At 65.7% G+C, this 5,868-nt stretch carries 5 protein-coding genes; 1 reads left to right on the top strand and 4 read right to left on the bottom strand.

From position 1 onward, the window contains the following. Window positions 1-72: 72 nt before the first annotated feature. From KDH09_10600 to rnr, 4 genes are all read right to left on the bottom strand, one after another. A complete protein-coding gene (locus KDH09_10600; GenBank protein ID MCB0220134.1) occupies window positions 73-831 on the bottom strand; it encodes an HAD family hydrolase in 759 nt (252 codons plus the stop codon). Window positions 832-849: 18 nt separating this feature from the next. Beyond that, window positions 850-1,743, bottom strand: coding sequence for a hypothetical protein (locus KDH09_10595; GenBank protein ID MCB0220133.1), 894 nt, complete (start codon window positions 1,741-1,743; stop codon window positions 850-852). A 72-nt stretch (window positions 1,744-1,815) separates the two neighbouring features. Then, window positions 1,816-2,355, bottom strand: a complete 540-nt coding sequence (gene amrA / locus KDH09_10590) for an AmmeMemoRadiSam system protein A (protein ID MCB0220132.1) — start codon at window positions 2,353-2,355, stop codon at window positions 1,816-1,818. A gap of 19 nt (window positions 2,356-2,374) precedes the next feature. Beyond that, window positions 2,375-4,831, bottom strand: coding sequence for a ribonuclease R (gene rnr / locus KDH09_10585; GenBank protein ID MCB0220131.1), 2,457 nt, complete (start codon window positions 4,829-4,831; stop codon window positions 2,375-2,377). Between the two features lie 100 nt (window positions 4,832-4,931). Between rnr and KDH09_10580 the strand changes: the two genes are divergently transcribed. Further along, entirely contained in the window at window positions 4,932-5,774 is an 843-nt protein-coding gene (locus KDH09_10580; GenBank protein MCB0220130.1) for a glycosyltransferase family 2 protein, read from the top strand. Window positions 5,775-5,868: the final 94 nt, after the last annotated feature.

Below are 5,868 nucleotides of genomic sequence, written 5' to 3'. Positions count from 1 at the left end.
GCGCGGATGCACTTGTTGCCGAACTTGCTGCGATCTTTGGAAGCGCCAACGACGGCGATGCTGGGCATTGGATCAGGCCTCCGGCAGGCGCCGCCCGGAGAACTGGCGCATCAGGCGCTCGGTATCCGAGAGCGGGCGCGGCGGGATCGAGCGCGCCAGGCGCCGCCAGCGAAGGCGCGGCCAGCCGCGCGAGCGCGCCTCGCGAAGCAGTTCGCGGTCGGGATTGACGGGAACCGGGTGCCCGACGGCCTCCAGCACCGGCAGGTCGGTGACCGAGTCGGCGTAGAAATAGCTGCGCGCCAGGTCGACGCCGTGCTCGCTCGCCCACTGCTCGACGCGCACGCGCTTGCCGGGTCCGTAGCAGTAGGGCTCGCGGAAAGTACCTGTGAGCAGGCCTTCCTCGTCCAGAAGCTCGTTGCAGATGGCACCGTCGATCTCCAGGAATTTACTCAGGGGCTCGCACACATACTGGGTCGAGGCGCTCAGCAGCACGACGCGGTGGCCCTCGGCCTGGTGGGCACGCACCGCGCGCACGCCCTCGTCACTCAGATAGTGGACGAGCTCTTCGCGGAAACAGTTTTCGCAGTCGGCGCGCACTTCCTCGATGGGCGTTCCCCGGCCGCGCGCGATCATGCGGCGCCCGACGCTCTCTCCATCGAGGCGGTTCATGCGGTGGAGCGTGACGAACCAGAGCGCCCGCAGGATGTCGCGGCGGCTGATCTTGCCGATCTTCGCCATGTAGGCGGCATAGATCGTGGCCGAGTTGCTGGTGATCAGCGTCTCGTCGACGTCGAAGAAGGCGGTGATGGGACTCTTGCCGAGGGGCTGCATGGCGGCTGCCTCAGATGGCTACGGGATCGGAGTGAGGCAGCTCTGGAAGGGATAGGTCGCCATGGTGACCTCGCTGTCGAAAGACCCGAGCAGCGCCCGTGCCGTCGCGCTGTTTGTCGTAAAGCGAACAAAGAAGTTGCAGTCGGTTCCATCGCCGGGGGTGCAGTTCCAGTCGCCGGGATCGACGGTGAATTCGAAGGTGCCGTCGGTATCGATCGTGATGGCCTGCGAATTCTCGTCCAGGGTATCCACGGTCGGATCGGTAAAGGCATTGGCGTCAGTGCGCTCAACGAGCAACGCACTGGTAATCACGTCGTTGGCATCGGCGGTTCCCAGGGGCACGCTGAACGTGCCACTGACCACATCGGTCGTGCTGAAGTCGCACTCACTGATGACATTGGGCGGATCGCTCATGTCCAGGTCGGCGTAGACCGGGTGGTTGAAGACCACCTGGTTGTCGATGATGAGGGTGAAGGCGGCGGTCGTCGGAATCGGATTGCCGGTGGTGTCGTAGACGCTGTAGTCGTTGGCCGCCCGGATGATGACGACGTTGCCGTCGGGGCCGGGCAGGAAGGGGCTCATGGGATTAATGAGCGGGGCCTGGATCTGATAGGAGAACACCCCGCCGGTGCCCAGGGGAAGCTGCTGGGCGGGCGCGGCGCTGGGAAAGCCGCCCAGGTTGTTGACGATCTGAATGCTCGCCGGCCGGTTGGGCGGCATGTTGGCGATGGTGCCCTGGATGGTGATGGCCTGGTTGCGCCCGTTGTTGGTCGTCACTCGGGAAACGGCCGGGAGGCTGCTCACGCGGATGTAGGGCAGGGGCGGCGTATCGCTGCCGCAACCGGAAATCCAGGTCAGAAGCAGCGCCGCGAGGGCCAGAAAGCGGGCTCGTGTTGTCGCTCGATCACTCATCGGCCTTTGCAGTACAAGCAGGCGCCCGGGAAGTCAACGAAGGGGGGGCTGGAGGGGCTCCAGACGCGGTTTTCAGGAAAATACCTCGGCGGAAAAGCGGTAGAGCCGCGCCCCGCTTTCGCGCCAGGCGCCGGGGGGAAGACCCGCCTTTCGGCAGAGGGCATCGAGGAACTCTTCGGGCCCGTAACCCCACTCGGGCGCTACCTGGGGCAGCAGCAGGCCGCGGGCGCTGCCGAGTTCGAGGATCAGCCCGTCGCGGCCGATCTCGATGTCGGCTGCCCCGGAAATGGGCTCGGGCAGGCCCAGCACGGAAATCTCCAGGTCGATGGCCGGCAGCTCACTCTCGCGCACGGGAGCAAAGCGCGGATCGCGCGTGCAGGCGGCCTCGGCCGCGTGGGCGACCACCTGCCAGAGGGGTTCGGTGGGCTCGACGTAGCCGATGCACCCGCGCAGCGCGCCTCCCTCATGGAGCGTCACAAAGGCGCCGCGGGGCTCATCGAGAATCGTCGACCCTCCCGGGCGCGAGATGCTGCCGGACTCGCGGCGCGCGGTCGCTTCGATCACCCGCCGCGCGAGAGTCAGCAGCGCCTGCCTGTCGTCACTTGAGAGCATGAACCAAACCTGACCGATGCTAGCGGCGCTTGCCGCCTTTCTTCTTGGACTTCCGGTCACGCTGCGCCTTGTCCTTGCGCGACTTCTTGCGGATGGGGGCTTTCTCGGGTTTCTGCTTGCGCTTGTCCTTGGGTTTGCCGGAGGGCTTGCCGGAGGGCTTGCCGGAGGGCTTGCCGGACTTGTCGGGCTTGCCACCCGGCTTTCCGCCGCGTGGGCCCTTGCCGGCGCTGCGCGGGCGGAAGTTGAGCGGCGCGCCGCCGGTGATTGCCTGCGAGAGGCGCTCTACGAGCTCGAAGTTGATCTGCCGCTTCTGCAAGGAGACGTTCGTCGCCATCACGCGGACCCGGTCTCCAAGGCGGAATGCCAGGCCCGAGCGCGGGTTGCCCAGCACGCGCTGCACGTCGTCGAAGAAGAGCTCTTCCTCGCCCAGGCTCTCCACGTGAACGAGTCCCTCGACCGGGTAGGCGTCGAGTTCCACGAAGAAACCAAAGGAGGTTACCGAGACGATGGTGCCTTCTTCTTCTTCGAGAAGGTGGCCCAGCATGAACTCGGCCTTCTTGAGGTCCACCATGGCGCGCTCGGCGTCCATGGCCTCGCGCTCCCTCTGGGAACTGTGGGCGCAGTCGGCCGCGATGGATTCGGCCGCTTCGAGGGCCTGATCGAACTTCCCGTCGATCACCCGGCCGAGCTGGCGGTGCACGATGAGGTCGGGATAGCGGCGAATCGGCGAGGTGAAGTGACAGTAGTTGGCAAAGCCCAGACCGAAGTGCCCGTGGTTGCTGGTCGAATACTGCGCCTGTTTTAGGGAGCGAAGCACCATGCGTGAGAGCGGCCGCGAAAGCCGGTGCTCCGAGAGGGCCTTGAGCAGGGCCTGGTAGTTGATCGGCTTGACCGGGATGTCGTACTCGACGCCCAGCCCGTAGGGTTCGAGCGCGGTGTTGAGCTCGTCGACATCGCTGGGCTCGGGCGGTTCGTGAATGCGGTAGGCCAGCGGGATCTTGCGCTCGCCAAGGTGCGAGGCCACCGCCTTGTTGGCCTCGAGCATGAACTCCTCGACCATGCGGTGGGCGTCGTTGCGCATGGAAAGCCGCAGGCCCACGGCGCGTCCCTCTTCGGAGAGATCAAGGAGGGCTTCGGGCAGGTCGAGATCGAGCGAGCCGCGCTTGACACGCCGCTTGTAGAGCGTGCGCATCAGCTCGCGCATGTCGCGGAGCATTTCGAGAATCTCGCCGAGCTTCTCGCGCTCGGCATCGAGCTCGGGCGTCTTCGTCTCCGAGAGCATCGCCGCCACCTGGGTGTAGGTGAGCCGCGCGTGGCTCTCGATCACTGCCCGGTAGAAGCGCGAGTCCACGCGGCCGCCGCCGGCGTCGAGTTCGATCTCGGCCACCATGGAAAGGCGCGGCACGTGCGGGCGCAGCGAGCAAAGCCCGTTGCTCAATGCTTCGGGAAGCATGGGGATGGCGCGATCGGGGAAGTAGGTGCTGGTAGCGCGCTCCAGGGCTTCGTCACCGATGGCGGTGCCTTCCTTGACGTAGTGGCTCACGTCGGCGATGGCCACGCGCAGGCGCCAGCCGCCGCCCTTGATCGGTTCGAGATACACGGCGTCGTCGAAGGCGCGGGCGCTCTCGCCGTCGATGGTAACGAAGGGCAGGCGGCGCAGGTCCTCGCGGTTCTTGAATTCCTCGGGCGTGGGATCTTCGGGCAGGCGCGCGGCTTCGGCCAGGGCCTCGGGCGGGAACTCGTGGCGCAGGCCGTGCTCGAGAACGATGCTCAGGAATTGGACATTGGGATCGTCGGGGCTGCCGACCACCTCGACGAGCTCGCCGGCGGGCAGCTTGTGGGGCTCGGGCCGGCGGGTCAGCCGCGCAATGCCGATGAGGCCCTCGTCGTCGCGGGCGGGTTTGGCGCCGCTCTCGATGAGCACCGGCGGAATGAGCTCGTTCTGCGGGAGGACGCGCCAGCTTCCGTGGTAGTTTTCCAGGATGCCGATGACTGTGTCATGGGGGCTCTCGACGACGCTGGTGATGCGCCCGACCACGCGATCGCTGCGCTTTTCGATTCGGACGATCTCCACCTCGACCCGGTCGCCGTGCATGGCCTGACCCTCCATCCCCTCGGGGATGAGGATGTCGCGGCGGAATTTCTCCGCCTCGGGGCCCAGGACGTCCACGAAACCAAAGCCCGCGCGCACGCGCGAATAGAGACCCTCGACCCGGGGGGATTTCTGGGCCCTTTCCCTGGGCGCGGCCTTGGGCTCCTGGCCCCTGGTCTTCTCGGCGGGCATCCACTGGTAGCGGGACTTGCCGATGCTGCGCAGGGCGCCGGCGCGGATGGCGGCGTCCAGACCCGCGCGGATGGCCTTCTTGTTGTAGCTGCTGATGCCCAGCAGCGTGTTCATTTCATTGATGGTCAGCGGACGGGGGGAGCGCTCCTTCAATAAGTCGATATAGATCTGGAGGGCGCTGTCTTTTTTCATTCGTTTGGTGTCTTTCGGGTTCTGCCGGCCCGTGTGTTACATTCAGGCCATCCGCTGCTTTGCAGGAGAGGCCCACTTGGACGATCAGGTCACGGTTATCATGCCGGCCCTCAATGAAGAGGCCGTGATCGCCAAGGTGATTGAGCGCGTCCGTGCGGTCAATGATTCCTGGCACATTCTCATTGTGGACGATGGATCGACCGATCGCACGGCCGAGCTGGCCCGCGCCGCGGGGGCCGAGGTGGTGAGCCACCCCTACCGCAAGGGCAACGGGGCGGCGGTGAAATCGGGCATTCGGGCGGCAAAGACCGAATATGTCGTTCTGCTGGATTCGGACGGCCAGCACCCGCCCGAGCGCATTCCAGACCTGCTCGAAGCGGCGAAAACCCACGAGCTGGTCGTGGCGGCGCGCACCGGCAACAAGGGGGCGCTCCATCGCAACCTGGCCAACTCGCTCTACAACCGGCTGGCCTCCTACGTGGCGGCCTTTCCCATCCCGGACCTGACCAGCGGCTTCCGGGTTTTTCACCGGGCCACGGTGCTGCGCTTCCTTTATCTGTTCCCCAACAGCTTCTCGTATCCGACCACCAGCACGCTCTCGATGCTGCGGGCCGGCCACAGCGTGAAGTTCATCCCCGTGGAGTTCGCCCCGCGCGTGGGCAAGAGCAAGATCTCGCTCCTCTCCGACGGGGTGCGCTTTCTGCTCATCATCTTCCGCATCACCATGATGTTCTCGCCGCTGCGCATTTTCTTCCCGCTCTTCCTGGGAACCTTTGCCATCGGCGCGACCTACCTGGGCGTGAGCCTGGCGCGCACAAGCACCTTCCCGCCCGCGGCGCTGTTCATTCTCTTTTCCAGTGTGCTGCTCTTCGCCATGGGCCTGCTCTCTGAACAAATCGCCCAGCTCCGTCTTGCCTACACCGAGGTCCGCGACGATGAGTGAGTTGCCCGAAACCTCGCGCGACCTGGGCATGGGGCAGATCCCGCGCAGTGAGCGCAGCAAAGGGGCGGGCATCTTCCGCGCGGTGTTCAATCGC

The organism is Chrysiogenia bacterium, assembly GCA_020434085.1.
In the GTDB taxonomy this organism is placed as follows: domain Bacteria; phylum JAGRBM01; class JAGRBM01; order JAGRBM01; family JAGRBM01; genus JAGRBM01.
This window is presented reverse-complemented; position numbering and strand designations above follow the sequence as displayed.

Excerpts from the sequence above, each read along its gene's own strand:
- rnr (MCB0220131.1), bottom strand. The coding sequence starts at position 4,831 with ATGAAAAAAGACAGCGCCCTCCAGATCTATATCGACTTATTGAAGGAG.
- KDH09_10600 (MCB0220134.1), bottom strand. The coding sequence starts at position 831 with ATGCAGCCCCTCGGCAAGAGTCCCATCACCGCCTTCTTCGACGTCGAC.
- amrA (MCB0220132.1), bottom strand. The coding sequence starts at position 2,355 with ATGCTCTCAAGTGACGACAGGCAGGCGCTGCTGACTCTCGCGCGGCGG.
- KDH09_10595 (MCB0220133.1), bottom strand. The coding sequence starts at position 1,743 with ATGAGTGATCGAGCGACAACACGAGCCCGCTTTCTGGCCCTCGCGGCG.
- KDH09_10580 (MCB0220130.1), top strand. The coding sequence starts at position 4,932 with ATGCCGGCCCTCAATGAAGAGGCCGTGATCGCCAAGGTGATTGAGCGC.